Annotated in this window: 35 protein-coding genes; 12 read left to right on the forward strand and 23 right to left on the reverse strand. The window is 36.2% G+C overall.

The features are described from left to right. Window positions 1-7 precede the first annotated feature (7 nt). The 5 genes from spoIIIAD to LOK41_RS00465 are packed head-to-tail and all read right to left on the reverse strand — an operon-like array spanning window position 8 to window position 2,377. A complete protein-coding gene (gene spoIIIAD / locus LOK41_RS00445; protein ID WP_001167588.1) occupies window positions 8-391 on the reverse strand; it encodes a stage III sporulation protein AD in 384 nt (127 codons plus the stop codon). A gap of 23 nt (window positions 392-414) precedes the next feature. Continuing rightward, entirely contained in the window at window positions 415-618 is a 204-nt protein-coding gene (spoIIIAC, locus tag LOK41_RS00450; RefSeq protein WP_000020914.1) for a stage III sporulation protein AC, read from the reverse strand. A gap of 14 nt (window positions 619-632) precedes the next feature. Further along, window positions 633-1,148, reverse strand: coding sequence for a stage III sporulation protein SpoIIIAB (spoIIIAB, locus tag LOK41_RS00455; RefSeq protein WP_241814733.1), 516 nt, complete (start codon window positions 1,146-1,148; stop codon window positions 633-635). After that, window positions 1,142-2,068, reverse strand: coding sequence for a stage III sporulation protein AA (gene spoIIIAA / locus LOK41_RS00460; RefSeq protein WP_241814734.1), 927 nt, complete (start codon window positions 2,066-2,068; stop codon window positions 1,142-1,144). Before spoIIIAA ends, spoIIIAB begins: the two co-directional genes overlap by 7 nt. A gap of 27 nt (window positions 2,069-2,095) precedes the next feature. Continuing rightward, window positions 2,096-2,377, reverse strand: coding sequence for a YqhV family protein (locus LOK41_RS00465; RefSeq protein ID WP_017150874.1), 282 nt, complete (start codon window positions 2,375-2,377; stop codon window positions 2,096-2,098). A 299-nt stretch (window positions 2,378-2,676) separates the two neighbouring features. Between LOK41_RS00465 and LOK41_RS00470 the strand changes: the two genes are divergently transcribed. Next, a complete protein-coding gene (locus tag LOK41_RS00470; RefSeq protein WP_241814735.1) occupies window positions 2,677-2,979 on the forward strand; it encodes a hypothetical protein in 303 nt (100 codons plus the stop codon). A gap of 36 nt (window positions 2,980-3,015) precedes the next feature. Here LOK41_RS00470 and efp read toward each other — a convergent pair whose 3' ends face one another. The 4 genes from efp to LOK41_RS00490 form a co-directional block, all read right to left on the reverse strand. Then, on the reverse strand, window positions 3,016-3,573 hold the full coding sequence (gene efp, locus LOK41_RS00475) for an elongation factor P (protein WP_174099054.1): 558 nt from the start codon (window positions 3,571-3,573) through the stop codon (window positions 3,016-3,018). 20 nt (window positions 3,574-3,593) lie between these two features. Continuing rightward, the gene (pepQ, locus tag LOK41_RS00480; RefSeq protein ID WP_241814736.1) at window positions 3,594-4,655 is read right to left on the reverse strand and encodes a Xaa-Pro dipeptidase; all 1,062 of its coding nucleotides are present in this window, start codon (window positions 4,653-4,655) and stop codon (window positions 3,594-3,596) included. Between the two features lie 4 nt (window positions 4,656-4,659). Then, window positions 4,660-5,100 (reverse strand): type II 3-dehydroquinate dehydratase, encoded by a 441-nt coding sequence (gene aroQ / locus LOK41_RS00485; RefSeq protein WP_174099052.1) that lies wholly within the window; start codon window positions 5,098-5,100, stop codon window positions 4,660-4,662. 73 nt (window positions 5,101-5,173) lie between these two features. After that, a complete protein-coding gene (locus LOK41_RS00490; protein ID WP_241814737.1) occupies window positions 5,174-5,638 on the reverse strand; it encodes a YqhR family membrane protein in 465 nt (154 codons plus the stop codon). A 243-nt stretch (window positions 5,639-5,881) separates the two neighbouring features. On the opposite strand from LOK41_RS00490, the gene LOK41_RS00495 reads away from it, so the two are divergent. Together LOK41_RS00495 and LOK41_RS00500 are read left to right on the forward strand one after the other, a co-directional pair. Beyond that, window positions 5,882-6,805 (forward strand): DUF1385 domain-containing protein, encoded by a 924-nt coding sequence (locus LOK41_RS00495; protein WP_241814738.1) that lies wholly within the window; start codon window positions 5,882-5,884, stop codon window positions 6,803-6,805. Window positions 6,806-6,884: 79 nt separating this feature from the next. Next, entirely contained in the window at window positions 6,885-7,286 is a 402-nt protein-coding gene (locus LOK41_RS00500; RefSeq protein WP_241814739.1) for an SA1362 family protein, read from the forward strand. Window positions 7,287-7,303: 17 nt separating this feature from the next. Here LOK41_RS00500 and LOK41_RS00505 read toward each other — a convergent pair whose 3' ends face one another. The 3 genes from LOK41_RS00505 to splB form a co-directional block, all read right to left on the reverse strand. Continuing rightward, complete coding sequence (locus tag LOK41_RS00505) at window positions 7,304-7,960, reverse strand: HAD family hydrolase (protein ID WP_241814740.1); 657 nt, start codon at window positions 7,958-7,960, stop codon at window positions 7,304-7,306. Between the two features lie 104 nt (window positions 7,961-8,064). Then, window positions 8,065-8,493 carry a transcriptional regulator MntR gene (gene mntR / locus LOK41_RS00510; RefSeq protein WP_241814741.1) on the reverse strand — a complete coding sequence of 143 codons (429 nt, stop codon included), beginning with the start codon at window positions 8,491-8,493 and terminating at the stop codon, window positions 8,065-8,067. Window positions 8,494-8,637: 144 nt separating this feature from the next. Beyond that, on the reverse strand, window positions 8,638-9,663 hold the full coding sequence (gene splB / locus LOK41_RS00515) for a spore photoproduct lyase (protein ID WP_241814742.1): 1,026 nt from the start codon (window positions 9,661-9,663) through the stop codon (window positions 8,638-8,640). A gap of 113 nt (window positions 9,664-9,776) precedes the next feature. On the opposite strand from splB, the gene LOK41_RS00520 reads away from it, so the two are divergent. The 3 genes from LOK41_RS00520 (at window position 9,777) to LOK41_RS00530 (ending at window position 11,814) form a co-directional block, all read left to right on the forward strand. Beyond that, on the forward strand, window positions 9,777-10,094 hold the full coding sequence (locus tag LOK41_RS00520; protein ID WP_241814743.1) for a PadR family transcriptional regulator: 318 nt from the start codon (window positions 9,777-9,779) through the stop codon (window positions 10,092-10,094). 5 nt (window positions 10,095-10,099) lie between these two features. Beyond that, on the forward strand, window positions 10,100-10,771 hold the full coding sequence (locus LOK41_RS00525) for a DUF1129 family protein (protein WP_241814744.1): 672 nt from the start codon (window positions 10,100-10,102) through the stop codon (window positions 10,769-10,771). A 200-nt stretch (window positions 10,772-10,971) separates the two neighbouring features. Next, window positions 10,972-11,814, forward strand: coding sequence for a hypothetical protein (locus tag LOK41_RS00530; protein WP_241814745.1), 843 nt, complete (start codon window positions 10,972-10,974; stop codon window positions 11,812-11,814). 29 nt (window positions 11,815-11,843) lie between these two features. Here the strand turns inward: LOK41_RS00530 and LOK41_RS00535 are convergent, their stop codons facing one another. Continuing rightward, window positions 11,844-12,680: a lipoate--protein ligase family protein gene (locus LOK41_RS00535; RefSeq protein WP_241814746.1), complete on the reverse strand. Its 837-nt coding sequence runs from the start codon at window positions 12,678-12,680 to the stop codon at window positions 11,844-11,846. Window positions 12,681-12,850: 170 nt separating this feature from the next. On the opposite strand from LOK41_RS00535, the gene LOK41_RS00540 reads away from it, so the two are divergent. Next, window positions 12,851-13,234 (forward strand): rhodanese-like domain-containing protein, encoded by a 384-nt coding sequence (locus tag LOK41_RS00540; RefSeq protein WP_241814747.1) that lies wholly within the window; start codon window positions 12,851-12,853, stop codon window positions 13,232-13,234. A gap of 29 nt (window positions 13,235-13,263) precedes the next feature. Here the strand turns inward: LOK41_RS00540 and LOK41_RS00545 are convergent, their stop codons facing one another. After that, the gene (locus tag LOK41_RS00545; RefSeq protein WP_241814927.1) at window positions 13,264-13,809 is read right to left on the reverse strand and encodes a DNA polymerase III subunit delta; all 546 of its coding nucleotides are present in this window, start codon (window positions 13,807-13,809) and stop codon (window positions 13,264-13,266) included. A 326-nt stretch (window positions 13,810-14,135) separates the two neighbouring features. On the opposite strand from LOK41_RS00545, the gene LOK41_RS00550 reads away from it, so the two are divergent. The 5 genes from LOK41_RS00550 (at window position 14,136) to LOK41_RS00570 (ending at window position 16,784) form a co-directional block, all read left to right on the forward strand. Further along, complete coding sequence (locus tag LOK41_RS00550; RefSeq protein ID WP_241814748.1) at window positions 14,136-15,113, forward strand: LacI family DNA-binding transcriptional regulator; 978 nt, start codon at window positions 14,136-14,138, stop codon at window positions 15,111-15,113. Between the two features lie 95 nt (window positions 15,114-15,208). Beyond that, entirely contained in the window at window positions 15,209-15,790 is a 582-nt protein-coding gene (locus LOK41_RS00555; protein ID WP_241814749.1) for a TetR/AcrR family transcriptional regulator, read from the forward strand. Between the two features lie 72 nt (window positions 15,791-15,862). After that, window positions 15,863-16,195, forward strand: coding sequence for a DMT family transporter (locus tag LOK41_RS00560; RefSeq protein ID WP_241814750.1), 333 nt, complete (start codon window positions 15,863-15,865; stop codon window positions 16,193-16,195). A gap of 1 nt (window position 16,196) precedes the next feature. Next, window positions 16,197-16,511 carry a DMT family transporter gene (locus tag LOK41_RS00565; protein WP_221782413.1) on the forward strand — a complete coding sequence of 105 codons (315 nt, stop codon included), beginning with the start codon at window positions 16,197-16,199 and terminating at the stop codon, window positions 16,509-16,511. A 15-nt stretch (window positions 16,512-16,526) separates the two neighbouring features. Continuing rightward, the gene (locus LOK41_RS00570) at window positions 16,527-16,784 is read left to right on the forward strand and encodes a DUF3975 family protein (protein WP_241814751.1); all 258 of its coding nucleotides are present in this window, start codon (window positions 16,527-16,529) and stop codon (window positions 16,782-16,784) included. Between the two features lie 675 nt (window positions 16,785-17,459). Here the strand turns inward: LOK41_RS00570 and LOK41_RS00575 are convergent. The 9 genes from LOK41_RS00575 to gcvT all read right to left on the reverse strand — a co-directional run bounded on the left by LOK41_RS00575 (window position 17,460) and on the right by gcvT (window position 24,784). Then, on the reverse strand, window positions 17,460-18,053 hold the full coding sequence (locus LOK41_RS00575) for an ABC-2 transporter permease (RefSeq protein ID WP_241814752.1): 594 nt from the start codon (window positions 18,051-18,053) through the stop codon (window positions 17,460-17,462). 20 nt (window positions 18,054-18,073) lie between these two features. Further along, the gene (locus LOK41_RS00580; RefSeq protein WP_241814753.1) at window positions 18,074-18,742 is read right to left on the reverse strand and encodes an ABC-2 transporter permease; all 669 of its coding nucleotides are present in this window, start codon (window positions 18,740-18,742) and stop codon (window positions 18,074-18,076) included. Further along, on the reverse strand, window positions 18,723-19,595 hold the full coding sequence (locus LOK41_RS00585) for an ABC transporter ATP-binding protein (protein ID WP_241814754.1): 873 nt from the start codon (window positions 19,593-19,595) through the stop codon (window positions 18,723-18,725). The genes LOK41_RS00580 and LOK41_RS00585 overlap by 20 nt, the downstream gene beginning before the upstream one ends. Before the next feature lie 5 nt (window positions 19,596-19,600). Continuing rightward, complete coding sequence (locus LOK41_RS00590) at window positions 19,601-19,975, reverse strand: GntR family transcriptional regulator (protein ID WP_241814755.1); 375 nt, start codon at window positions 19,973-19,975, stop codon at window positions 19,601-19,603. Between the two features lie 116 nt (window positions 19,976-20,091). Beyond that, on the reverse strand, window positions 20,092-20,283 hold the full coding sequence (locus LOK41_RS00595) for a hypothetical protein (protein WP_241814756.1): 192 nt from the start codon (window positions 20,281-20,283) through the stop codon (window positions 20,092-20,094). 70 nt (window positions 20,284-20,353) lie between these two features. Beyond that, window positions 20,354-20,578, reverse strand: a complete 225-nt coding sequence (locus LOK41_RS00600) for a DUF3929 family protein (RefSeq protein WP_098358946.1) — start codon at window positions 20,576-20,578, stop codon at window positions 20,354-20,356. Window positions 20,579-20,847: 269 nt separating this feature from the next. Beyond that, window positions 20,848-22,323 (reverse strand): aminomethyl-transferring glycine dehydrogenase subunit 2, encoded by a 1,476-nt coding sequence (gene gcvPB / locus LOK41_RS00605; protein WP_174099029.1) that lies wholly within the window; start codon window positions 22,321-22,323, stop codon window positions 20,848-20,850. After that, window positions 22,320-23,663 (reverse strand): aminomethyl-transferring glycine dehydrogenase subunit 1, encoded by a 1,344-nt coding sequence (gene gcvPA / locus LOK41_RS00610; RefSeq protein WP_174099028.1) that lies wholly within the window; start codon window positions 23,661-23,663, stop codon window positions 22,320-22,322. Before gcvPA ends, gcvPB begins: the two co-directional genes overlap by 4 nt. Window positions 23,664-23,683: 20 nt before the next feature. After that, window positions 23,684-24,784, reverse strand: a complete 1,101-nt coding sequence (gene gcvT, locus LOK41_RS00615) for a glycine cleavage system aminomethyltransferase GcvT (RefSeq protein WP_241814757.1) — start codon at window positions 24,782-24,784, stop codon at window positions 23,684-23,686. Window positions 24,785-25,049 lie beyond the last annotated feature (265 nt).

Genomic DNA, 25,049 nt, shown 5'->3' on the forward strand with positions numbered 1-25,049 from the left:
CTCCTCCTTATCCCGTAGGTAAAAAGCCGAGAATTGTTTCAATAACAACCGTTAAAATAGGAATAGCCATAACAAGAATTAAAATCTTTCCCGCTAGTTCAATTTTTGAAGCGATTGCGCCTTGACCAGCATCTTTTGTAATTTGTGCCCCAAACTCAGCAATGTAGGCAATTCCAATGATTTTCAGCAGCGTCTCCACATAGACATTGCTCACTTTCGCCTCACTTGCAACTCTCTCAATCATTCTCAAAATAGAATGAATTTGATCGATTAGTAGCAGAAACATTACACTCGCAACAAACACAATAAACAAAGAAGTAATACTAGATTTATGTTGATTTAGCACAGCTGCTAAAAATGTCGCAACGAGGCCCAATCCGACAATTTGCAAGATTTCGATTCGAACCGCCCCCTTTACTGGAAGAGAAAAACACTTTTAATCTTGTCAAACAAAGTATTAATCAAAAAAGCAACATGAAATAAAATAACGACAAAACCAACAAGGATCACCCAGTTTGCAATATCCTCCCGCTTTAACTCTTTTAAAACTGTATGAATAAAAGCTAAAACAATGCCGATTCCGGCGATTTGAAATATTAATCCAACATCGATGGACATCGCCTTTCTCCCCCCTATAGCAGTAAAATTACGATAAGTAGCCCTGCTAATACACCCAAACTCTTTATCATCTTTTCATATTGGAATTGCAGCGCTTTCGCTTCACCCTCTTCTCTTTCTAAATGCGTAATACATAAGCGAATATGCTTTTGCTGCGATTCACGGTCATGCTGCCCTAATGTTTCACCAAATTGTTGTAAAATCTCATATTCAGTTTGTTTAAATGCAGTGAGTTTCCAATTTTCTTGTAAACTGTCGAGCCAAGCTTCTCTAACTGTTTGTTCACCATTTTCTAACCGCTTTGAAAAACTTTGAAATATCCAGTTTAAAGGCTTCGGCATTTGTTTTACTAAGCGTTCGGCTGCTTCCGATAAAGGGGTATGCCCATACATAATTTCAGCCTCTAGGGATTGCAGCGCTGCTTTTAAAAGCCTAAGTTGACGTGGGCGTTCACTATACCTTTTCGCGTAAGAAAACCCCAAAAAAGTAGTCACTGCTACAATTAACACTGCACCAAATATTTTCACCATACACTTTGAGCCTTCCCTTGCCTTTGAACAGGCTTGCCATCTCCATCTTTCACTTGGACAACGGTTCCAGGTCCCTTTGCTTTTGATAGTTCAATAAAGCGATCAAACACCCCAAGTTCCATCACAGCCTTTAAAGATGGTCTTTTCATTACATCATCAAAAGAAAATCCGTGAGCACTTATAAAAAGCTGAACACCTGCATGAACTGCCTCCATAATAGCTTCACTATCTTCCATACGCCCAATTTCATCCACTATTAATATATCGGGACTCATAGAACGAATCATCATCATCATTCCTTCTGCTTTTGGACACGCATCTAGCACGTCAACACGGGGGCCAAACTCATATTGCGGAACCCCTTTTACACATCCAGCAATTTCTGAGCGTTCATCAACAATCCCCACTTTACAAGAAGGAATTTTATAAGCACGAACTCCTTGACTCATACAACGTGCCACATCCCTGAGAAGTGTTGTTTTCCCTGTTTGTGGTGGACCAATTACCATCGTATTTAACCAACGTGAGTCGTACAAATAAGATAGGAGCGGCTCAGCTATCCCAATTTTTTGACGCGCGATCCGAATATTAAATGACGACACATCCCGGATCATTTTTACTGCACTTTTCTCGGTAATTACTTTTCCAGCTAAGCCAATTCTATGACCACCACGCAAAGTAACATACCCGCGCTTTAACTCTTCTTCCATCGTATAAATTGAATATTGACTCAGCTTATTTAATAAATAGATTGCATCCTCTGCTGTAACGACATAGTCATAAAAGAACACTTCTCCGTGTGCAATACATTCAAGCGGCCTTCCAATCCGGACCCGAATTTCTTCTAACACGCTATATTGTTCACAGCCTTCAATGAACTGTTTCATATGCTTTGGTAAAACTTCTAATACTTCCTTCATAAGCTTCTCCCCACTATAATTGACTTACTATTTCAGCACCGCAATAAAAATACAGCCAATTCCAAGAGTTAGAAAAAAAAGTTTCAGAAAGGAAATTTCATTTGCAACGCTTGCAATACCGATTGTCATCGTTAGAATCAATACAGTCGGTCCAACAAATGCCAGCATACCGTTTATAAACAATGCTTTTTTTGCATCATTCACATAAAGCATTAGCAAAGCGGCGAATATTTCCGCGCTACCTGAAAACAATCGAAGCAACCCCATAACAAGCACAGATGTCTCCATTGCCGCTAGCCACTGTTTCATTTTCCCACCTTCTCTCCTTACCAATTACTTTTCAAGTAACTTCTTAGACTTACTGAGTAAGTCGTACTCCAAAAAGCATATATTTGTACAACCATATGCAGAGGTTGTCTATTTCAGAAGTAAAAACATAATTTTTCATATTACCCACCATTAAAGTCTGAATATTCCTATTATTTCATGTTATACTTAGTACGAAAGGGGGCTTTTTATGAAGCATTTCACTCCCCTTGTATACTTCATGTTATATCTCGTGAGAATTTTTTGAGTTGGATGACATTAAATAGCGAGGAGGTTTTGTAGTGAACGCAATTAAATTTATTATTACAATCACATTGGAAGTAATTGGCATTTACCTTTTTTCCAAACTGGCGAGTTGGTCATTTATTGAGACGTTTTTTCTAGGGAGTCTAGCTATATTCGGTATTATTTGGTTGCTTGCGTTAAATATCAATCTTAATGCCAATATGGATCACACTATATACAAAACAGGGAAAGTAAAACCATTCCAATTCATTTGGAGTCCTTACATAATGGGAACAATTAGTCTTATAGCTATCAGTCTTATTACAAGCATCATTTATTATCTACCGTATTTCACATAAAAAAGCACTCGTGATAATCACGAGTGCTTTTTCTCACTATGCACGAGAAACGTATTTACCTTCACCTGTGTTGATGATAAGCATTTCACCTTCGTTAATGAAGATTGGCACTTGTACAACAAGACCTGTTTCTAATGTAGCTGGTTTCGTTACGTTAGAAGCTGTATCACCTTTAATACCTGGTTCTGTTTCAACAACTTTTAACTCAACAGTATTTGGAAGTTCGACTCCAAGTACTTCACCTTGGTATGTCATAATAGCTACTTCCATGTTTTCTTTTAAGAATTTTAGTTCATACTCGATTTGAGCTTCGCTAAGTTCGATTTGCTCATAAGTTCCATTATCCATAAATACGTGAGCCTCACCACTCGCGTATAAGTATTGCATACGACGGTTTTCGATATGTGCTTTCTCTACTTTTTCACCAGCACGGAATGTTTTTTCTTGAATCGCACCTGTGCGAAGGTTACGTAGTTTAGAACGAACGAACGCAGCACCTTTACCTGGCTTTACGTGTTGGAAATCAATAACTTGCCAAAGGCTGTTGTCCACCGCAATTGTTAAACCTGTACGAAAATCGTTTACTGAAATCATGCAAAAAATCCTCCTGTGTATTACAAAATAATAAGTTCTTTTGGAGACTTCGTGATTACTTCATTACCGTCACTTGTTACAATAATATCGTCCTCAATACGTACACCGCCAACACCTGGAATATAAATACCTGGCTCTACTGTCACAGCCATACCAGGCTCAAGTACCGTTTCAGAGCGGAATGCTAAACCTGGTGCTTCATGAATCTCAAGACCCACTCCATGACCTGTAGAATGTCCAAAGTATTCACCGTATCCTTTTTCAGTTATGTAGTCACGTGTTAATGCATCAGCTTCACGACCAGTTAAACCAGCTTTAATGCCGTTTACACCACGAAGCTGTGCTTCTAAAACGACATTGTAAATTTCTTTTAATTTATCAGATGGCTCACCGACTGCAATCGTACGTGTAATATCAGAGCAATATCCTTTATAATAAGCACCGAAGTCTAGTGTTACGAAATCTCCCTTTTCTATCACTTTTTCAGATGCCACACCATGCGGCAATGCTGAACGAAGTCCTGAAGCAACGATAATATCAAACGAAGAAGATGTTGCTCCTTGTTTTCTCATGAAAAATTCAAGTTCATTTGACACTTCAATTTCAGATACGCCTGGGCGAATGAATGATAGAATATGTTCAAAGGCAGCATCTGCAATCTGTGCAGCTTCCTTTAATATCTTAATCTCTGAATCAGTCTTAATCAAGCGTAACTTTTCTACAAGCCCAGAAGTTGGAACAAATTCTGCTTCAACTGCTTCTTTATGTGCTGTATAAGAGCTATATGTAAGCGTATCTTGCTCAAAGCCAAGCTTTTGAATTCCCAAGTTTTTCACTTGTTTCGCAACTTCATCAAGAATTGGCCCTGTATGTTGTACAATATCATACCCAACAGCTTGCTTACCAGCTTGCTCTACATAGCGGAAATCTGTAATAAATAGGGCGCGGTCATTCGAAATAAGTACAACACCAGCTGTTCCTGTAAAGTTCGTCATATATCTACGGCTATATTCATTCGTTAATAAAATACCATCAATACCAGCTTCACCAAATGCACTTCTTAACTTCGTGATTTTTTCCATCAGCTTATGCTCCCCTCAGTTTCTCCAATAATGCAAATAACGCTAACTTATAACCATAAAAACCAAATCCAACAATTTGTCCCGCTGCGACCGCTGCCGTTACAGATTCATGACGAAACGATTCACGCTGATGAATGTTAGAAATATGTACTTCAATAACTGGAATCGAGATACTGGCAATTGCATCTCGAATCGCATAGCTATAATGCGTAAATGCCCCAGGATTTAGAATGATTCCTTCATATATGTCATCTGCCTCATGAATGATGTCAATAAGAGCACCTTCATGATTCGATTGAAAACATTCTAACTCCACTCCCAATTTCTCTGCTTCTTGCTTCATCTCTGTTTCAAGTGTCGCTAACGTTCCTTTCCCATATACATTCACCTCTCGAACACCGAGGCGATTTAGATTAGGACCGTTAACGAGGAGTAATTTCTTCATCTTGCAAAACTCCTTAATATAAAAATGTCTATAAAACATTTTAACACAGGAGTCACTTGTTTGAATAGTTTGTCTACTCTATCCCTTCTCCCCGATTCACATTATTCGCTTCAAACGAAACAGAGTATGTGATAAATACACCATATAAAATAAAAATACATATCGTTGTGACAATTGTTTCTTTCGGTAAATGAAGTGCATTTTTAATAACAGGTGCAATAGAACCAAGCCCAATAAATAAAAGACTCCACCAAAAAAGACCATACAATATTCCAGGCAGTATCCCTTCAAATCTTTTGAAAAGAGCCTTATAGAGAAATGCCACTAAAATAGAAAGAAGCCCCATACAAACAATACCTAATACATTTCCCCAAACTCCTTCTTTCCACGCTCCAAGCGCAAATGGTAAAAGTAAATAGTTTGGTCCAGCTTCTGTAAATGAAAAAACATGAAGAAAATACCATATACTCCCCCAAAAAACACCACCAAATAAACCAATCTGTACAAATTTCTTTGTTATTGATTGTTCTTGCTTCACATCAACACCTCCGCTTATTAGTATGTCCGAAACTATTTTGAAGCATGTTTAAATTATGCGAAATTTGTCTATAAAAAGAATAAGAAATGTATAGCTTCCGTAACAATTTTCCTTGTCAGCAGCTTGTGTTTGTCGATAAAATAAAGGAAACTCGGTGATTGTCAAATCTCACAATGACAGAACCAAGTGTGACAATTGCCTCTTTTCTACATAAGAGAGAAACAAATACAGGTTGGTGTTAACATGGCAGAGGAGACAAAACAAATATACGGAGGGCAAGCGGTCATAGAAGGAGTTATGTTTGGCGGTAGAGAATATACTGTTACAGCGGTTCGTCGTAAGGATAAATCAATCGAATTTTACCGATTACCACGCGTACGCAATAAGGTATTATCTGTGCTGAAGAAGATTCCATTTATACGTGGCATCGCAGCTATCATTGATGCAAGCGCTAATGGAGCAAAGCATTTAAACTTTGCTTCGGAACGATTTGACGTTCATCCTGAGGACGATGAACAGCTTGCAAACAAAAAAGAAGAACAATCAAAATTGACGATGATATTAGGAGTAGCCGCAGTCGGAGTCTTATCGTTCGTATTCGGCAAAGTTATTTTCACAGCAGTTCCCGCACTTTTAGCGGAATTGACAAGGCCGATTTTCCCATCTCACACTGGGCAAATCGTTGTTGAAAGCATCATCAAGCTCATCCTTTTACTGAGCTATATATATATTGTGTCATTAACTCCGCTCATTAAGCGTGTATTTCAATATCACGGTGCGGAACATAAAGTCATCAATGCTTACGAAAACAAACTTCCACTGACAGTAGAGAATGTACAAAAACAAACTCGTCTCCATTATCGCTGTGGTAGTAGTTTTATTATATTTACAGTCATTATCGGAATGTTTGTTTATTTTCTTGTTCCAACTGATCCCCTTTGGGTCAGAGTGGTAAATCGAATTTTATTAATTCCAGTTGTTCTAGGTATTTCTTTTGAAGTCTTGCAATTTACAAATCGATTACGAGATATTCCGGTCTTGCGCGTATTAGGATATCCAGGATTATGGCTTCAACTATTAACAACGAAAGAACCAGAAAATGATCAAGTTGAAGTTGCAATTGCATCTTTTGAAGAATTATTACGTTTAGAAGGAAAACAACAATAATTTTTCAAAATGGTACTCAACTCCTTCCCTTGTCGCTAATATACTAATTTAAATATATGTTATTTAGGAGGTGTTCCCTATGAACGGTCGTTCGTTTACGTTCGCTTTAGTCATGCTTATTATTGGGTTAGCAATATTTGGTCTCGTATCATCTGCAATTACAAATCCATACGGAATGATCAAAAACATTGCCATCATGTTACTTGTTGTTGGTGTCTTTTATTTATTATATAAAATGTTTACAAGCTCCAGCGGTTCCGCCAATTCGCAAAACTCGTATAAGCGTGCTGCGAAACAATCGAACCGAAAATACGGAAAACAAAACGTAGCACCCCTAAGCAATTCTTTATTAAAGCGAAATGCTTCTGATGACAAAGTTAAGAAAGGCAATTCATCCGTATTAAAAAGGAAGCGAAAACAATCTCATTTAACCGTGATTGAAGGTAAAAAAAATAAAAAGAAAGACCGCGCTTCCTTTTAGGAAATGCGGTCTTTTTTTCATTTATGCTCTCTCACATATTGAAGCACTTCTGCTAAACTCTTGTCTTGCATGCTTTCTAAGCGAAGATCGTGATTTTCAAACTGCAAAGTCTTTGTAACTTCATTTGGAACAACGACACATTTTAATCCCGCTGCAATCGCTGCTTTCAATCCATTTACTGAATCCTCAAATACAACAGCTTCTGAAGAATCAATTTCCAATTCTTCAATAGCTGCCAGATACAGCGCTGGATCTGGTTTTACTTTCTCAACATCTTCTTTTGTTTTAATCACTTCAAAATACTCTCGTAGTCCTAAATCTTCCAAAAACCCAACAACCCATTTTCTTGAAGAACTAGAAGCTAAACCAATTCTTACTCCAAGACTTTTTGCTTCTTCTAAGTATTCTTTCACACCTTCACGAGCTACTGGTATTTTCATTTTCTCTTGATGTACAGCCGAAACTTTTTCTTCTAGCAATGTTTTATTAAATTTCTCTTTCAATTGTTGTTCAATATATGTATAAAGCACTTCATCTGTTGTTCCAATACATTTAGCAAACTCTTCTAGAGGTAACTCACCACCATATTCGCGCATCACTTCCTGAAAAGATTGAAACCAAATTGTCTCTGTATCTACAATTAATCCATCAAAGTCAAAAATAATTGCTTTCATTCCTATCCCACCTTTTACAAAACGATTCTTCACATTTCTATACATTCAATTTAAAGAAAGTAATTTCCTTTTCTAAACAAAAAAGGAAACGCCTCTCGTTCCCTTTACTTTCCCCGCTCTTCATTTGCTTTTTGAACACCACGAAGTGTTTCAATTCGAAGTTCATCTTGCTCAAAATATTGTACTAAATCACCAATGCGGTCAATAGCTTCCCAACTTAAATGATGTTCAATTCCTTCTACATCATTATAAATCTTACTTTCATCCACACCGATGATACGCAAAAATTGTTCTAGTAACTCATGACGATATACAAGACGCTCCCCGATTTTTTTCCCTTTTGATGTTAATACAAGCCCTCTATATTTTTCATAAATGAGATACTCATCTTTATCTAACTTTTGTACCATTTTCGTTACAGAGGATGGATGTACACTAAGCGCTTCAGCAATATCAGATACGCGGGCATATCCCTTTTCATCAATCAACAAATAAATTTGTTCAATATAATCTTCCATACTAGGGGTAGGCATCGGTTTCCTCCATCCAATTTCATTTTGTGTTTTCCGCACTAAGCAATCAATAAAATGATACACCAGAAAGGATATCGTGACAAGGGTGGAAACAAGCCTAAAAATACGAAATAAAAAAGAATCTGCAAATTACTACAGATTCTTCTATGTGAAATATTGAATTTCAGCATCTGGAAAATACTCGTGAATATATCCTCGTATTGTTTCCTCTAACCTTACTGCATCATCTTTCTGATATACATACTTTCCAATGCCATACCGTCCCCATTTATATTTTCGTTTCTCCTCGTCCATTTCGAGTTTTGTATTGGGATAACGTTGTTGTATTACCTTTTTCGCTGGCTTAGTAAAGCGATGTTGAATTAATTCGAATGATAAGTTTGGCAAAGTTAAATCTTTTAACGCATCAAAAAGTCGTTTAAATAATTCACGATACCCGTCTTCCCAACCTTCATGCATATAAATTGGAGCAACAATAAAACCAAGTGGATAATTTGCCCTTGCTACTTTACGAGCCGCTTCAATTCGATCTTCAAATGATGAGGTACCCGGTTCAAAATTTTTTATGACATATCGAGAATTGATGCTAAAGCGAAAACGCGTTTTCCCATTATGCTTTGCATCTAATAAATGGTCAACATGAGAATATTTTGTGACGAAACGCAAACGACCATAGTCGCTCTCTCCAATAAATTCGATCGCTTTCTTTAAAGCGTGCGTTAAATGATCGATTCCGACGATATCCGACGTACATGCTGCTTCAAAACGCGTTATATCTGGCGCTCTTTCATCCATATATTGCTGCGCTCTCTCAAAAATTTCATCCAAATTTACATATACACGAACATATGGCTTATCGCCTAGTGTTGTTTGCAGATAACAATAATGACAATGTCCCATACAACCTGTTGCAAGCGGGATTGCATATTCAGCCGATGGTTTAGATGTATCAAACTTCAGCATTCGTCTTACACCAACAACAAGTGTCGTTTTCGCATTACGATATTTTTGCAAATCATTCTCTCCAGGTAAATTACGAATTTGATTATGTGATGTTGTTTCTCGAATTTCTAGACCCATCTTTGTAAACTTCTCATACAACTCTTTTCCAAGTGGATACTGGAGTGCCCCTGGTTCAAAATAAACAAGCTTTGGCATAAACGGCTTCATACAACTTCCCTCCCTATTCCTAGTATGAACAGACAATCGATAACAACGCTGTTTAAAGTTTTCCACTTCAGTAACTTGCACAACAAGTTACCTGAATTAAAGGTGGTGAAATCATGCATAGTCAAATGTTAAAAGGTGTGCTCGAAGGATGCATCTTATATATCATTTCCCAAGAAGAAGTGTACGGATATGAGCTAAGCACGAAATTGAACCAACATGGTTTTACATTCGTAAGCGAAGGTAGCATCTATCCCCTTTTGCTACGAATGCAAAAAGAAAAACTCATTGCTGGCACATTAAAAGCTTCTAGCCTTGGGTCAAAGCGAAAATATTATCATGTAACCGATAAAGGATTCGATCAGCTAGAAGAGTTTAAGAAGAGCTGGGGAATGGTTTCAACGACAGTAAATAATTTATTGCAAGGAGAGTGAAATCGATGAAAGCGAAAGGTTTAATTGAGCTAAATAATAAAAAACGTAAATTATTGACTAAAGAAAATGAAGTTGCTTATGGGGATATGCTCGTATACATCCGATTAGCTAATATCCCAGAACAGCAAGTAGAAGAACTACTATTAGAGATTTTAGATCACTTGCTTGATGCGCAAGAAGAACAGAAAACTGCTTATACTATTTTTGGAAATGACTTACAAGCTTACTGTGATGAAATTATCGCTGCTCTTCCAAAACAAAATAGGTGGCAGTGTATAGCAACACCAACATTTATGAGTAGTTACTTACTCGCTATATTTTTCGCTATAAATTCTCTCGTTGCTTTTATTTTACCCTTTTTCTCTAACAACGAACGGTTTCAATCTGTACATGTAAACCTTATCTTTATATTTATAATCATTATTACAATACACCTTCTTATTGATTTTGTATTTGATTTTATTAAAGGTGATTTATTCAATAACCAAATGAGTAATTGGAATCGTATAAAGAGATTCATTTTTCAACAAAGTCCATGGTTTATACTCATTGGTATTTCTTTATTCTTTATAGATCATCCGTTTTTAAATTATCAGCTTTCTCCTTGGATTGGGGCATTCCTTGCCATCATTTTGTATCTTTTTTATAAGTTTTTTTATAGACGTATAAATTTTTAACAGCCTCCAAAAAGGCTGTTTTTCTTCTGTCTAATTTTACAAATTGAAAAATTTCATAAAGAAAAAAAGAAAAATGCAAAATAATTAAAGTTAATTGTTGACGTGATGCTTTTATTATCGGTATCATATTTCTTCGTGAGCAATTATTTTTCGTTATACGATTTTTTTATTATTACTGAATTTTTGAGAGGGGAAATTTGATGTCACTTAAGAAGAAAACGCAAGTACGCACCGGCAAAATGGTACGTGAACTAATGTTAGCAGACGAAGATGTAAATGCTTCGCTAATTATGGTATATAGTGAAAACGGTGTAAATGCAGAAATTAAAATCGAGGGCTTAACGCCGAAATGTAACGAAGAATTATTTTTGAGCGGAAACGTAGATTGGAACAAAAGTGTGATTTATAAAATTGTCGATTTTACAGGTAACGCTGAAGTTGGTAAAGTTACATTAACAGCAATGAACAAAAACAATGTTTCCCTAGAAATCGAACGCGTCATGTGGAGTAAAGAAAACAAAGAGGCAGCTGAACAAGAAGTAACACCTGTAGAAACTGCGCCAAAGAAAGAAGTAGTTGTAGAAGCACCAAAAGTAGTTACAACTGCGCCTAAACCTGTTACACGTGTTGAAGAATCTGTTGTAACACCTAAACCTACTCCAACACCTGCATCGAAGCCAGTGCGTTCAGAAACAGTTGTAGTGGCACCTACTCCAGCACCTGTAAAAGGGGCAGTACCTACTCCAGTTGCAAAGAAAGAAACGACTGTAGCTATGCCTACAAAACCGAAACAAACAGCTGTGGCGGAAACAAATTCAAAACTACAAGAGAATTATGTGAAGCTTGTGAAAAAGACAATCGAAGTTTGTCAAGATTACGAGCTTGGCATCGACATAGATGATTCTATTGAAAATTTAAAAGAAGAATTACAAAGCCAAGGAATTAGTGTTACTTTTGATAAAGAGATTATGGATGTTGTAAATCGTCTTCGTTCTTTACAAGAAAAAGGGATTAAAGTAGAAAAGGTACTAAATTTACTATAAAAAACAAGGAGATGGCAAATGCCGTCTCCTTATTTTTTATAATTCCATTCATTACTTTCGTACTTTTCTTTTGCTAATGTTTGTACTTCCTGAAGCTGTTCTTCCGTTAGTTCATACGGAACTAGCTCTACATCTAAACCTTTTTCAAATCCAATTTGGAACGCTTCAATCAACTGTTCAATTGTAAACGTACGATCTGTTAATTCATTGATTGCGACTGCTTTTGAAGAAAACATACTCTTCATACGCTCTTTCACTCGATCATTTGGGAATAGGAATAAATCATATAGCTCATCTAAGTCAATTTCTAACGGAATTGACCCGTGTTGCAGAATAACACCTTTTTGACGCGTTTGAGCGCTCCCAGCAATTTTTCTACCTTCCACAACAATTTCATACCAAGATGGTGCATCAAAGCATACACCTGAACGTGGATTTTTTAAATTCTCACGATCCGCTTCTGTTTTTGGAACTGCATAGTACGCTTCTAATCCTAGCGCCTTAAAACCTTCAAGTAACCCCTGCGAAATTACACGATACGCTTCTGTAACTGTTTTTGGCATATTAGGATGATCTTCAGAGACAATGACACTGTAGGTTAATTCCTTATCGTGCAATACGCCCCTACCACCTGTCTGACGGCGAACAAATCCATATTCCTTCTCTTTCACTACATCCATATTAATATCTTTTTCCACGCGCTGAAAATACCCTACTGTTAATGTTGGCACTTCCCATTCATAAAAACGAATTGTTGGTGGCATTTTCTTTTGACTTTGCCAATTTAACAAACATTCATCTAACGCCATATTAAATGCCGGTGAACATTGACCAGAGTTAATATAACACCATTTTTCTTTTCCCATCCTGCACCTCATATAACCAATTATTTTTCACAATCTCTAGTCTAACAAATTCGACAAAATTTGTGAAAGAATACGAAATTTCTTCTTCTCACCGAACGAACCTGTTGCATAAATACATATGGGCATTATAATATTGAAAGTAGGATAAGAAAAAAGGGAGCGATAGAATCGTGTCAACAAACTTAATTATTATACTAGCCGTATTTCTAGCATTCATCGGCTACTCTGTATGGATGTTTTTCTATCAGAAGAGATTAATTAAAACACTTTCAGAAGAAGAATTTCGCGCTGGCTACCGTAAAGCACAGCTTATCGATATTCGTGAAGCAGATGAATTTAACGCTGGTCATATTTTAGGTGCTCGTAACATTCCGTTATCACAAATTCGTATGCGTTACAAAGAGCTACGTAAAGACCAACCTGTCTATTTATACTGCCAAAGCGGATTCCGTACAGGACGTGCCGCTCAATATCTAAAAAAACAAGGTTGCAAAGATTTCTACCAATTACAAGGTGGATTTAAATCTTGGACAGGCAAAATTAAAAAGAAATAATATTTTAAAGAACTAGCATAACTCATCAGCTAGTTCTTTTCTTCCATGTTGTTCGCAATATACAATAAGTTTTGCTTCACTTCTTCCTCATTTCCTAATTCTACATTGCGGTATAGCAATTGATACTCTAATCCTTTCTCTCTCCAAATGAGTGTCGCAAATTCTTCCCCCTGTTCACCCTCATCCCTATTTTTAAAATAGGTAGCTGAACCATTATCTAATCTCATTTTTTCATGAAATCGATTTTGTTCTACAATATAAGGAAAACTGTAAGAAAAATTAGCAACTGTTAATTCTACATAATCTTTTCTTCCTTTTTCTTGTGGTTTATATTTTATCGTCAAGACAGCGTTCTTCTTCCCAATTGTTCTTACTTCTCCTTTTACATCATTCATAACATCGTACGGCAAATACGTCGGAACTTTATATGCTGCCGAAAAATATTTTTTTGTATCTTTTAACGAAATGGGACCAGATACAAGATCTACAGCTCCATCCGCATTTCCCACAAATTGTTTTTCTTCTTTCGCCGTTTGTTGGAATGAACATGAGCTCAGCAACATACTAGAAAACACGAAACAAATGATTCTTTTTTTCAATTTGTTTCCGCCCTTTCATACCGCTCCTTTTGCAAACAAAGCGTTAATATGTTTTTCATATTCGCTTCTACTATCCACTCTCCCTTTGAAAACTTTCCTTGTTATTTTCACACATTTTGACATGCGGTATCTTTTTAGACAAAAAAAGACTTTTCGTTATCCTTACGCCCAAAAAGGTCACGCGAATAACGGAAAGTCTTATTTATAAAATAGATTGTGAAAAGCTTTTCAGGTCAAGTCTTTTTCACTATTTTTCCATTCCTATCTATTTGCCTTTATAATAAAGTCTAGAGGTGATACATATGGTCAATATAAAACAAATCGCGAAAACCGCTGGCGTATCCATAACGACGGTTTCACGTGTATTAAATAATCATCCTTATGTGAGTCAAGAAAAACGCGAACGTGTTTTAGCCGCCGTTGAACAATTAAATTATGCGAAAAATATAAATGCAGTTCACTTAATAAGAGGAAAGACATTTACAGTTGGTGTCATGCTTCCTTTTATCAATTTACCCTACTTTAGTACCCTTATTGAAGGGATTGGAAATGAAGCATTAGCTGCTGGTTATCATATTAATCTGTGCCAAACGAATTACGATATCAAAGAAGAACTTCGCGTCCTAGAGATGATGAAAATGAAACAATTTGATGGCATGATTATTTGCTCACGAGCAAGCTCGTGGGAGAAGATTGAACCTTTTGCAAAGTTTGCCCCTGTCATCTCATGTGAAAAGATGACGCCCCCCCTTATTTCATCCGTATATGTTGATCATTATGAAGGATTTCGCATCGGTACAGAATATTTATTACAAAAGGGACATGATTATATCGGTGTTTGCCTAGCTCGCGAACACAGCGCCAATACAATACAACGGAAACAAGCATTTTTTAATACGCTCCTTTCATCTGGAAAAACGGTTCATCAAAACTGGATGTTTTATCAATGCTATACGATGAAAGACGGTTCCAAAGTCATGCAAAACATATTAAAAATGAAAAAACGTCCCACTGCTATCTTTGCTGCAAACGATCAAGTTGCAGCTGGTTTATTAACAGAAGCAAAAAAACAAGGTCTGCACGTTCCAGGTGATATAGCAATTCTAGGGTTCGATAACCATGAAATTTCCGAAGCTTTAGAGATTACAACAATTGAACATCCTGGAAAAGTCATGGGGTCTCATGCTTTTTCCATGTTTTATAAACAAATACAAAACGAGCAAATCCAAAATAATTCAAAAGAACTCTCTTTCCGATTAATTGAGCGTCAAACCGTATAAAGAGTATCTAATTAGGTACTCTTTTTTAGATGTTCTTCCTATTGACTTTATTTTTTCTTTCTTTTATACTCAAACTAACGAACGGTAGGTAGGGGATGAAAATGACAGCAAACCGCATTAAAGCTGTAGCACTCTCTCATTTCGCACGCTACGGCTATGAAGGGACTTCATTAGCAAATATTGCTCAAGAAGTCGGGATTAAAAAGCCATCGATTTACGCACACTTTAAGGGAAAAGAAGAATTATATTTCATCTGCTTAGAAGCAGCCCTGCAAAAAGATTTACAATGCTTTACTGATGATATAGAAGCACTTTCGGAATCATCTACTGAGGTATTGCTCGTAAATCTGTTAAACGGTTATGCAAAACGATTTGGTGAGAGTGAAGAATCAATGTTTTGGTTACGCACTTCTTATTTTCCACCCGATGCATTTCGCGAGCAAATTATTGAAAAAGCAAATGCTCACATTGAGAATATTAGGGAACTTTTATTTCCTGTATTTAAACGAGCAAATGAACAAGGTGAACTGCATAACATTGAAATTAAAGACGCTCTAGAGGCTTACTTATGCTTACTTGATGGTCTTATGGTTGAACTATTATTCGCAGGTTTAAATCGCTTTGAGACCCGCTTAAATGCCTCTTGGAAAGTGTTTTGGCGCGGCCTTTCAAAATGACGGATTGCTTTCTTTGCAATGCGTCGTTTTTCAGCCCTTTACCTAACGACTGGTAGGAAGGAGAAATAATATATGGCATGGATTTATGTAATTTTAGCTGGTATTATTGAAATTTTTTGGGTGATTGGACTAAAGCACGCAGAGGCACCACTTGAATGGATTGGTGTCGCTCTATTAATTACAATTAGTTTTGTCCTATTATTTAAAGCCTATAAAGATTTACCTGTAGGAACTGTATATGCTGTGTTTACAGGTATCGGAGCTGGTGGAATCGTTCTTACAGAGATTTTTATTTTTGGAGAACCTTTTTCAATTGTAAAAGTTTTATTAATCGGTTTAATCTTCTTCGGAGTAATTGGTTTAAAACGAGTAACAGGTGAACAAGAAGAGAAGGAGGCCGCATAAAATGGCATGGGTATTTTTAATTATTGCTGGTATTTGTGAAATCGTTGGTGTACTGTTTATGAAAGTAGCCACCGAAAAGAAAGGCTGGACACCTAAGCTTATTTTAATTGCCAACTTTGGCGTAAGCTTCTTCTTCTTATCACTTGCAATGGATTCATTACCGATGGGAACAGCTTACGCAATTTGGACAGGAATTGGAACGGCTGGAAGTGCACTTTTAGGCATTTTGATCTTCCGCGAATCAGCTGATTGGCGTCGTCTTGCCTTCTTAAGCTGCATTTTATGCGGTGCAGTTGGCTTAAAATTAATGAGCTAACGTGAGGTGAATGTCATGTGGAAAGAAAAGGGGAAACAGCTTCTAACAGGAACTCTGATTGGAATCGTTATTCTACTGCAAATGAGCTTTCATATGATAGAATGGCTATTCCATAAAGTTATTTCTGTTCTTACATTCCTTCCCAACATGGCACCTGAAGTCGCATCCATCGTTTGGTCGATTATTGCATCCATTACAATCATTATCGTTTGGAGTATCGCCAAACTTTGGAACAAACTATTTAAAAAGGACAGTCCTTCTGAAAAGAAGTAACTGTCCTTTTTATTTACCCTTCTTTGTTTCTTGGTGCCCGAAAAAAATTAGATACACTCAAACATAATACTCCAAAAATAAAGACCCTAACTCCAGCAAGTTTATTTGTATGTCCAAAAAAATTAAGATCACTATAAAATCCCATTAACATAAGACCTAAAGAAAAGAAAATTAATCCAACTCCATACAGCATTTTTCTTATAGATTCCCGCTTTCTCATCATTTCATCACTCTCCCACTTTTTTGAAATCTATTCATATTTCTAAACTTGCGGGACATACTATCCCCAAGGAGCTGGTTATATGCAAAATTCCATACATAAACATATCCTATTGTTATTCTTCTTATTTCTTTTCTTTGTAATATGTTTCAGCCTAATCTTACATGCACCAAAAGAGATGCCAAGTACCGTTTTAGTTTATAAGTTACTCCTTTGTTATTTTGCCTAGTGAAAAAGGTGTCTTATGATGAGACACCTTTTTCACTGTACGTTTTTCCTTTTTTCTAATGATACTCCCTGTTATTACGAAAATTGTTCCGAACAATAGACACGTAGGTACTGAAATAGATGAAGGAATGACATGTATTGTTGTTCCTATTCCAATTCCGATGATCAGGAGAAGTCCAGCAATGCTAAATAGAATACCTATGATTTTTATTATCTTCTCTCCCTTTTTATAGGTCTCTTTGTTCATATAATTTTGTACAAACTATCATCGATAACAGCATCATACAAGTTGCACCTATGAATAAAAACCCACTATGTAAATTCAATCGCTCTATATTTACTTTAAAGAAAACTTCTAAAATAAATATAGGTGCAATTAATATAAAACAAGCAATCATAAACGTTTTCTGATAACCGAACAAAAAGTATATTGGTAAAATTAAACTAAAAACAATAAAACTGAGGCTCATACTAGCTACAACTGTCGTTTCTATAAAATCCACTGTCCCATTCCGTAGCTGAATACCTACTGTAAAGTAAGCAATGATAACACTGATCATTAAAATAATCGATGCAAACATATACTTTGCCAATATTATTTGTTTTCTAGATATCGGTAAACTATTAAACATTTTTTCGATTTGATTTTTTTCATCACTATAAAAAGTTCTCATCATCAATATAACAGGAATAATAACTGTCGTAAGTGTGAATGTACTATGGTTATTGTGCGTTGCCATGTAGAATAAAAAAGGATACATGATATACCAAATGAGCATGTTCCTTTGCACAATAAAATCTTTCATAATAAGTTGCTTCATATGAATCCTCTTTCCTGTTTTTATAAGTCGCGTTCTTCATAAAGCTTAATTGTGAACACCATCGAAAGAATATATATACTCACTAATATAACTCCACCTGTTATAAGGATAGCAATGTGCGATACATTCAAAATCGAATGACCAAAAGGCTCTCTTGAACCATCAACTATCCAAAAACTAATCCCAACTGAGAACGCTGCTGCTAATGCAGACATTACACTTGCTATCCCTTTCCCCTTCTTCTTTCTCCCATACTCAATAGGGATGCAAATAGCAAAATATAAAACAGCTAATACCATACTTCTAATCACTATATACCATGGAACATCAATATATAAATTTGGATGATATATACTACTGTCACCAATTGACGAGATTCCTCTACCTATTAAAACAACAGCTGTTGTAGTCATTATTCCTATTACAATAAATATTGCACAGGAAATATATTTAGCTACAATAATATCCTTTCTTTCTAACGGTAAACTGTTTAAAATCTGTTCACTTTTATTTTTTTGGTCAAAAAATTTTATTGTTTCAAATGAAAACATTGGAATAAATAAGCAACTCATCATAAACGCAATTTGACCATCGTCAATATCTAAAAGAAAGAGTACAATTGGTATCACAAAATAACCAATACACATTTTATAAAAAAAGAATAGGTCCTTATATACGAGTTGACGCATAAGCACCCCTCCCTTTCGCCATGTACACAACAATATCATCTAAAGTCGGTTTCTCTAGTACAACTTCACTCCCAAACCAATCTTCAATCGCTTGCTTATCCTTCGCTAAACCCTCAAAACCAAATTTATTTTTACGTATTCCAACAAAAAGTTCTTTTCCTTCTGGATCTAATAAGTCATTGCTTCCTTTAACAATCACATGTTTTTCTAATATTTCGTCTTTTTCTCCCGTAAAGATAATTTCACCTTCGTGAATAAATGTAATATAATCAGCAATTCGCTCTAAATCAGTTGTAATATGCGTTGAGAATAGTACGGATGCTTCTTCTTCCATTACAATCTCTTGCAAAATATCAAGCAGTTCACTGCGGACAACTGGATCTAAACCTGATGTTGGTTCATCCATAATGATAAGCTTTGCATGATGCAATAACGCCATCGCAATTGCAAATTTCATTTTCATCCCCTTTGATAACTGCTTAATCTTCTTGTCGTTTGGAACTTGTAATTGCTCCATATATGATTGATATTTTTCTTCATCCCATTTTTTATATAGTGGTGCGATAATTCGCTTCATTTGTTCACACGTTAACTCTTCATAGTAGTGATTTTCATCATACACAAATCCGATATTTTGCTTAATTTCCTTCTCTGCTTTTTGATTGTCTTTCCCAAAAATCATAATATCCCCACTATTTTGTTTTACTAAGTTCATTATCATTTTAATAGTCGTACTTTTCCCGGCACCGTTTGGCCCGACAAATCCCATAATATATCCACGTGGCAATGCAAAACTTACATTTTTCACCGAAAAATCTTTATAGTTTTTATAAATATTTTTCAACTCTAACATGTCGCTTATTCCCCCTTATATAAAAACGCGATCATTTGCTCTAACTCTTCAAGTGAAAGCTGCAAAAATTTACTTTCCTGAACAACTTCTTCCACTTTACTTTCTAGTAAACGCAATCGTTGTTCCCTTATAAGCTCATTATTTTGCCCAGAGACATACGACCCTTTTCCCGCAACCGTTTCAATGTAACCTTCCTTTTCAAGTTCCTCATACGCACGTTTCGTCGTAATCACACTAATTTGTAATTCTTTTGCTAATACGCGAATAGATGGCAATTGATCTCCACCCTTTAAACGACCATTTAAAATAAGCTGCCTTAACTGCTTACTAATTTGTTCATAAATAGGGTCTGGAGAAGAATTTGAAATGATAATATCCATGTTTCCCTCCAATGTGTATATACTGTATATACTTTATATGCACAGTATATACACACCATCCTATTTTTGGCAAGAAAAAAAGACCAACTATTTCCTGTTGGTCTTTTGTATATGTATCACTTCTCAAAGCGATCTAACATTTCATCTCTCATCCCAAAACTAACAACCGCAATTCCTACATACATAAAAATAAGAAATGCTGGATGCACTGCATTGTACCAGCTGCTATCAACAATTAAATATACCGTTAATGCCACAACAAGTGCAAACGCTAAAACAAACATATAAAAGTGTCTTGTACTACCCATGATAAACTCCTCTCTTCTCACTTCACCATTCAACAGTATATTTTATCGAATAATTCGATATGACTCAAGGTTAACTTTCTTTTATATAATCGAGTTCTACTTTTACAATGTCATCGCAAGCTATTGAAATAATTGTTCCTTGCTTATCAATTGCTGTCACTTCTACGTTATCCATTACACGATGTGCTACACGCTCTAACATTTTCCCATGATCCCGATAACAAAATTCCTTTATATCTTTAATCGTTTTACCATTTTCTAAATGATACACCATCCTGTAACACTTATAGCCCATTCTCTCACCCCAAATTGTTCGTTTTTTCACATATACATAAAAATGAGTTACGTCTCTCTCATTACACCCTCTTAATTTCAATAAAATTCTAACAAAAATACACAATTTTATCAAACTGACTTTTTCAACAATAAAACCTAAAAAACAACTTTCTTCCGCACTATTACATAAAACCTAAAAATTCTTTACATGATTTTCATAATTTCTGCACAAATTCTCCACAAAAAAAAGAACTCGCGTATAGCGAGTTCTTTTCATTTTACATATGCTCAAACTTGTACAGGAGCTGGCTTTTGATAACGTAAAACTGGTTTACGAGCAGCCATCGTTTCATCAAGACGCTTAATTACCGTCGTATGTGGTGCTTCTTGTACAACCTCTGGATTTTCTTCTGCTTCTTTTGCGATTTGAATCATCTTATCGATGAATCCATCTAACGTTTCTTTTGATTCTGTTTCTGTTGGCTCAATCATAATACATTCTTCCACGTTTAGTGGGAAGTAAATTGTTGGTGGATGGTAGCCAAAATCAAGCAGACGTTTTGCGATATCTAATGTACGTACACCAAGTTTCTTTTGACGACGACCTGATAATACAAACTCATGCTTACAATGTCTATCAAATGGAAGATCATAGAACGGAGCTAATCTTCTCATCATATAGTTTGCATTTAATACAGCATATTCTGTTACTGCGCGCAGTCCATCTGGACCCATAGAACGAATATACGTATAAGCACGAACGTTAATACCGAAGTTTCCATAGAACGGTTTTACGCGTCCAATTGCTTGTGGACGATCGTAGTTAAAGTGGTAACCATTTTCTGTTTTCTCTAAAATTGGTTTTGGTAAAAACGGAATTAAATCTGCTTTTACACCTACTGGACCAGAACCTGGGCCACCGCCGCCATGCGGACCTGTAAATGTTTTATGAAGGTTTAAATGCACAACGTCAAATCCCATATCACCAGGACGTGCTTGACTTAATACCGCATTTAAGTTCGCACCATCATAATACAATTTACCACCTGCATTATGAACGATTTCTGCCATTTCTAAAATATTTTCTTCAAATAAACCAAGTGTATTTGGATTTGTTAGCATAAGTGCTGCTGTTTCTTCGTTCACAACACGTTTTAAGTCTTCTAAATCAACAAGACCATTCTCATTTGATTTTACTGTAATTGTTTCAAATCCTGCTACCGTTGCAGACGCTGGGTTTGTTCCGTGCGCAGAATCCGGCACAATTACTTTCGTACGGTTAAAGTCACCGTTTGATTCATGGTATGCACGGATTAACATTAATCCTGTCCATTCTCCATGTGCACCAGCTGCTGGTTGAAGTGTAACAGTATCCATACCTGTAATTTCAATTAAATGTTCTTGCAAGTCGTACATTAATTCCATTGCACCTTGCACCGTTTTTTCGTCTTGAAGCGGATGAATATTCGCAAAGCCTGGGAAACGTGCCACATTCTCATTGATTTTTGGGTTGTACTTCATCGTACAAGACCCTAATGGATAAAATCCAGAATCAACGCCGTGGTTACGGTTTGAAAGTGCTGTGTAATGACGCATAATGTCAAGCTCCGATACTTCTGGAAGCTCTGCATCTTCAGTACGAATATAATCGCTCTCAAACACATCTTCTAATTTTACTTCTTCTACATCTAATTGGGGTAAGCTATATCCTACGCGTCCTTCTTTACTCATTTCAAAAATAAGTGCTTGGTCTTGGTTCTTCATTGGATAGCCCCCATTTCGTTTACAAGTGTGTCAATTTCTTCTTTTGTACGAAGCTCTGTTACTGCTAAAAGCATATGGTTCGCTAGCTCTTTATAATCACGGCCCAGGTCATAACCACCGATAATATTCTTTTGAACTAATGCATCATTTACTTCTTGTACTGAACGTTTGCAATCTACAACAAATTCATTGAAGAATGGACCAGCAAATGTTACTGTAAATCCTTTTGCTTCAAATTGACGTTTTGCATATTGTGCTTTAGAAATGTTTTGACGCGCCATTTCTTTCACACCTTGTTTTCCAAGTGCTGTCATCGCAACAGATGCTGCTAATGCGTTTAATGCTTGGTTAGAACAAATGTTAGATGTCGCTTTATCACGACGAATATGTTGTTCACGAGCTTGCAATGTTAATACAAAACCACGTTTACCATCTGAATCTACAGTTTGTCCTACAAGACGCCCTGGAATTTTACGCATAAATGCTTTCGTTGTTGCGAAATAACCGCAGTGTGGTCCACCAAACTGTGTTGGGATACCAAATGGTTGTGCATCACCGATTACAATATCAGCACCAAATTTTCCTGGTGGTGTTAATGCACCTAATGATAATGGATTTGAAGAAACGATAAATAATGACTTTTGCTCATGAACGATTTTTTCAATATCAGCTAACTTTTCAACTTGTCCAAAGAAGTTTGGATATTGAACAATTACACAAGCTACTGTATCATCTACTTCGCTTTGCAATACGTCTAAATCTGTTACGCCGTCTTTATAATCAATTTCAACAACTTCAAGATGTTGACCTTTTGCATATGTTTCAAGTACTGCTCTTGATTCTGGATGAACTGCTTTAGAAACAAGAATTTTCTTTTTACGAGTATGACCAGCTGCTAGCATTGCCGCTTCTGCTAAAGCTGTACCTCCGTCATACATAGAGGAGTTTGCCACATCCATTCCTGTTAATTCACAAATCATTGTTTGGAATTCAAAAATCGCTTGTAATTCCCCTTGTGAAATTTCTGGTTGGTATGGTGTGTACGCTGTATAAAATTCTGAACGAGAAATAACATGATCAACAATTACTGGAGCATAATGATCGTATACGCCTGCTCCTAAGAAGGAAGCATAATCTTTTAAATTCGCATTTTTACGAGCCATACCAGTCAGTTCTTTTAAAAGTTCTGGTTCTGACTTCGCTTGTTTAATTTTTAAATCCCCTTTAAAACGAACACTCTCTGGAATATCAGAAAATAATTCATCGATCGTTTGAACGCCGATCGTTTGTAACATTTCTTTTTTGTCTTCTTCTGTCATTGGAAGATAACGATGCAACATGAAATCTACCCCTCTCCCCGTTACTTTGAACGTTTGTAAAATGGTGTTGGAACGACTACTGCTTTGACGCGTTTATTACGAATCTCAATTTCTACTTCTGTATCAACTGCTGCGTATTTTACATCAACTAATGCTAAGCCAATGCTTTTCTTTAACGTTGGAGATTGTGTACCACTTGTAACTTCACCGATTTTTTCTTCGCCTACATATACTGGATAATGTGTACGAGGAATACCGCGCTCAATTACTTCAATACCGACTAATTTACGAGGTGCACCGTTTTCTTTGTATTCTTTTAATGTTTCTTTTCCAAAGAAATCTACCTCTTTGTTTGTTTTTACTGCAAAACCAATTCCAGCTTCAATTGGTGTAATATCTTTCGATAATTCTTGACCGTAAAGTGGAAGTGTTGCTTCAAAACGAAGTGTATCACGTGCTCCTAAACCACATGGTTTTAAGCCGTCTTTTGCTCCAACTTCAAGAAGTTTCTCCCAAAGTTTTGCAGCATCTTCACTCTTACAGTAAATTTCAAATCCGTCTTCGCCTGTGTAACCAGTGCGTGATACAAGTGCAGGAGTACCATCTACAAGAATATCGTTTTTAAATTTAAAGAACTTAATTTCTTTTAAATCTTCTGACACAACTTTTTGTAAAATGCCTTCTGCTTTTGGTCCTTGAATTGCAAGCTGTGCAATTTCACTAGAAACATTGACTACTTTCGTATCGCCAATTACATGACTTGCTAACCATTCGTAATCTTTCTCGATGTTCGATGCATTGATTACTAATAAATAGTCTTCTTCGCCACGTTTGTAGATTAATAAATCATCTACAGTACCACCATTTTCGTAACACATTGCTGTATATTGTGCGCCTCCTACCTTTAAGGTAGAAACGTCATTTGTAACAACACGTTGTAAAAATGCTAAACTATCTGTGCCCGTTACTTCTACTTCTCCCATGTGAGACACATCAAAAAGACCCGCTGCTGTACGAACAGCTTCGTGCTCTTCTTTAATGCTTGAAAATTGAACTGGTAATTCCCAACCACCAAAGTCGATTGTTTTCCCACCATACTTCGCGTAAACATCAAATAGCGGTGTACGTTGTAATGTAATCATGTTCTTTCCCCCTTATGCTGTCTATGACAAATCAATAAAAGTTGGCTTCCCGTATCTAAACATTTTTCATTCAGAAAAGATGGGATATACGGAATCTCAATGCATTTTTTTATGAAAGCGTAAATAAAAAAGTACTTTCTTGGATAAAATACGAAAGATTCCATTCATTTCACACCATTATCCTAACATTTTTCGATCTATTTCATCAATATTCTAGCATAAAAAATAATTTGGAATTTTTTATTCTTATACTTGCAAAAACGAC

This window comes from Bacillus sp. TL12 (assembly GCF_022625245.1).
Taxonomy (GTDB): domain Bacteria; phylum Bacillota; class Bacilli; order Bacillales; family Bacillaceae_G; genus Bacillus_A.

Bases quoted from the DNA above. Each gene is read 5' to 3' on its own strand.
- LOK41_RS00535 (WP_241814746.1), bottom strand. From the start codon at position 12,680: ATGGGAAAAGAAAAATGGTGTTATATTAACTCTGGTCAATGTTCACCG.
- gcvPA (WP_174099028.1), bottom strand. From the start codon at position 23,663: ATGTTGCATCGTTATCTTCCAATGACAGAAGAAGACAAAAAAGAAATG.
- LOK41_RS00495 (WP_241814738.1), top strand. From the start codon at position 5,882: ATGGCAGAGGAGACAAAACAAATATACGGAGGGCAAGCGGTCATAGAA.
- spoIIIAC (WP_000020914.1), bottom strand. From the start codon at position 618: ATGTCCATCGATGTTGGATTAATATTTCAAATCGCCGGAATCGGCATT.
- efp (WP_174099054.1), bottom strand. From the start codon at position 3,573: ATGATTTCAGTAAACGATTTTCGTACAGGTTTAACAATTGCGGTGGAC.
- gcvPB (WP_174099029.1), bottom strand. From the start codon at position 22,323: ATGAAGAACCAAGACCAAGCACTTATTTTTGAAATGAGTAAAGAAGGA.
- LOK41_RS00505 (WP_241814740.1), bottom strand. From the start codon at position 7,960: ATGAAAGCAATTATTTTTGACTTTGATGGATTAATTGTAGATACAGAG.
- LOK41_RS00500 (WP_241814739.1), top strand. From the start codon at position 6,885: ATGAACGGTCGTTCGTTTACGTTCGCTTTAGTCATGCTTATTATTGGG.
- LOK41_RS00560 (WP_241814750.1), top strand. From the start codon at position 15,863: ATGGCATGGATTTATGTAATTTTAGCTGGTATTATTGAAATTTTTTGG.
- LOK41_RS00550 (WP_241814748.1), top strand. From the start codon at position 14,136: ATGGTCAATATAAAACAAATCGCGAAAACCGCTGGCGTATCCATAACG.
- mntR (WP_241814741.1), bottom strand. From the start codon at position 8,493: ATGCCTACCCCTAGTATGGAAGATTATATTGAACAAATTTATTTGTTG.
- splB (WP_241814742.1), bottom strand. From the start codon at position 9,663: ATGAAGCCGTTTATGCCAAAGCTTGTTTATTTTGAACCAGGGGCACTC.
- LOK41_RS00530 (WP_241814745.1), top strand. From the start codon at position 10,972: ATGTCACTTAAGAAGAAAACGCAAGTACGCACCGGCAAAATGGTACGT.
- LOK41_RS00585 (WP_241814754.1), bottom strand. From the start codon at position 19,595: ATGTTAGAGTTGAAAAATATTTATAAAAACTATAAAGATTTTTCGGTG.
- LOK41_RS00590 (WP_241814755.1), bottom strand. From the start codon at position 19,975: ATGGATATTATCATTTCAAATTCTTCTCCAGACCCTATTTATGAACAA.
- LOK41_RS00570 (WP_241814751.1), top strand. From the start codon at position 16,527: ATGTGGAAAGAAAAGGGGAAACAGCTTCTAACAGGAACTCTGATTGGA.
- LOK41_RS00555 (WP_241814749.1), top strand. From the start codon at position 15,209: ATGAAAATGACAGCAAACCGCATTAAAGCTGTAGCACTCTCTCATTTC.
- LOK41_RS00520 (WP_241814743.1), top strand. From the start codon at position 9,777: ATGCATAGTCAAATGTTAAAAGGTGTGCTCGAAGGATGCATCTTATAT.
- LOK41_RS00525 (WP_241814744.1), top strand. From the start codon at position 10,100: ATGAAAGCGAAAGGTTTAATTGAGCTAAATAATAAAAAACGTAAATTA.
- gcvT (WP_241814757.1), bottom strand. From the start codon at position 24,784: ATGATTACATTACAACGTACACCGCTATTTGATGTTTACGCGAAGTAT.
- LOK41_RS00565 (WP_221782413.1), top strand. From the start codon at position 16,197: ATGGCATGGGTATTTTTAATTATTGCTGGTATTTGTGAAATCGTTGGT.
- LOK41_RS00580 (WP_241814753.1), bottom strand. From the start codon at position 18,742: ATGCGTCAACTCGTATATAAGGACCTATTCTTTTTTTATAAAATGTGT.
- LOK41_RS00600 (WP_098358946.1), bottom strand. From the start codon at position 20,578: ATGGGCTATAAGTGTTACAGGATGGTGTATCATTTAGAAAATGGTAAA.
- LOK41_RS00575 (WP_241814752.1), bottom strand. From the start codon at position 18,053: ATGAAGCAACTTATTATGAAAGATTTTATTGTGCAAAGGAACATGCTC.
- pepQ (WP_241814736.1), bottom strand. From the start codon at position 4,655: ATGGAAAAAATCACGAAGTTAAGAAGTGCATTTGGTGAAGCTGGTATT.
- LOK41_RS00595 (WP_241814756.1), bottom strand. From the start codon at position 20,283: ATGGGTAGTACAAGACACTTTTATATGTTTGTTTTAGCGTTTGCACTT.
- spoIIIAA (WP_241814734.1), bottom strand. From the start codon at position 2,068: ATGAAGGAAGTATTAGAAGTTTTACCAAAGCATATGAAACAGTTCATT.
- spoIIIAB (WP_241814733.1), bottom strand. From the start codon at position 1,148: ATGGTGAAAATATTTGGTGCAGTGTTAATTGTAGCAGTGACTACTTTT.
- LOK41_RS00465 (WP_017150874.1), bottom strand. From the start codon at position 2,377: ATGAAACAGTGGCTAGCGGCAATGGAGACATCTGTGCTTGTTATGGGG.
- aroQ (WP_174099052.1), bottom strand. From the start codon at position 5,100: ATGAAGAAATTACTCCTCGTTAACGGTCCTAATCTAAATCGCCTCGGT.